At 32.7% G+C, this 1,617-nt stretch carries 1 protein-coding gene; it reads left to right on the top strand.

Annotation, left to right across the window (positions count from 1 at the left end; all coding sequences use genetic code 11):
* Positions 1–1,408: T9SS type A sorting domain-containing protein (locus AAEO59_RS16320; protein ID WP_341701809.1), on the top strand; the 1,408-nt coding region annotated here is incomplete at its 5' end.
* Positions 1,409–1,617: the final 209 nt, after the last annotated feature.

Here is a 1,617-nt window from a genome sequence, read left to right as displayed (position 1 = left end):
ATTTAATGTTGTTGATGGTGCATTTACGCAAACGTTCCAAATAGGAGGCAGAGAAAATGGAATACAGATAGATAAATTTGTTTTTGGCTCTGGTACAGAAAGCTTTACAGTTAAAGAATTAGAGAATTTTGAAAGCAAGAGAAATCAAACTATCGCCTTTAATGTTTTGTTGGCTAAAACTATTGGAGATTCGGATTTTGATCCAGAAGCGACAGCTAGTTCGGGATTAGTTTTAAGTTACACCAGTTCAAATACAGATGTGGCTACAATTCTAAATGGTAAGGTTCATATTGTAGGTGCTGGTTCTACAGAAATTACAGCTTCGCAATCAGGTAATGAAATCTACAATGCTGCAACTTCAGTTGCACAATCGTTAACTGTTAATAAAACGTATTATTTAGATACAGATAAGGATGGTTTTGGATCAACTACCAGTGCTTTATTTACAATAAATGTTGCTCCTGAAGGTTATGCTACCAACAACAGCGATTGTAATGATAACGATGCTGCTGTTCATCAGCCAATTCAATACTATGTTGATGCTGATAAAGATGGATTTGGATCGACTGCAACAGCTATGTTATGCTCATCAGTAGCTCCTGAGGGGTATTCTTCTAATAATTTAGATTGTGATGATAATGCTATATTATATATAGATAGTGATGGTGATGGTTTAGGATCAGGTAATCCTGTAGCTTGTGGAGTTTACAATAATAATGATTGTGATGATACTAATCCTATACAATTAGTTGCTGTAATTTCTGATGTTTATGCTCTAAATCCTGTCATTGATGAGAAAAATAGCATTTATGTTGGTTATGGTCCAACTTCCCTTAGTATTAGTGTGACTCCTACAGGAGGTACAGGACCTTATACTTATAAGTGGAGTACAAATCAAACGGCAAAAAACATTACTGTATCAGCCGAGGGAATCTATACTGTTGTAGTAACTGACTCTAAAGGTTGTCAAACAACAGCTTCTATTGCGATTAAAACCATAAACGTACAGTGTGGTAACTCGGGTGAAAAAGTTATGATTTGCCATAATGGTCAGGAAATTTGTGTGAGTTCTAATGCAGTTCAATCGCATTTAGATCATGGAGATAAACTAGGTTCATGCAGCTATATGACAAGCAAAGACTCTATTAAAGTTTTAAGTGAAGAAAATACTTCAGAAGACGTAATCGTTTATCCTAATCCAGTTACTACTCTATTGAATGTAAAAGTAAATGAAGTCCATAATGGTGCTACTCTTATATTATACAATCCATTAGGGATGAAAGTGCTTTCTCAAACTTTGAAAAGTACTTCAGAAGTAATGAATTTGGATAGATTACCTACTGGAATGTATTTGTTAAATATTATTAATGGAAATGAAATTACAGTAAAACAGATTATTAAAAACTAAGTGATTTTTTCTAGTACTAAAAATACTCAAAAATAAGTTTTATTGGTATCTTAGAGGTACTACAATTTGTAGTACTTGCTGATATTAGGTACTATAACATAAACTGTGTAATTAAAAAATAATGGGGTTTTACGACCTCATTATTTTTTTGTTTAAATTTAAATATTACACAGTCTTATGAAAAAAGAAGATTTATTATCAGACGAATT

Source organism: Flavobacterium flavipallidum, from assembly GCF_038289905.1.
Lineage (GTDB): Bacteria > Bacteroidota > Bacteroidia > Flavobacteriales > Flavobacteriaceae > Flavobacterium > Flavobacterium flavipallidum.
Note: the sequence above shows the minus strand (reverse complement) of the source record. Positions and strands in the feature narration are given on the sequence as shown.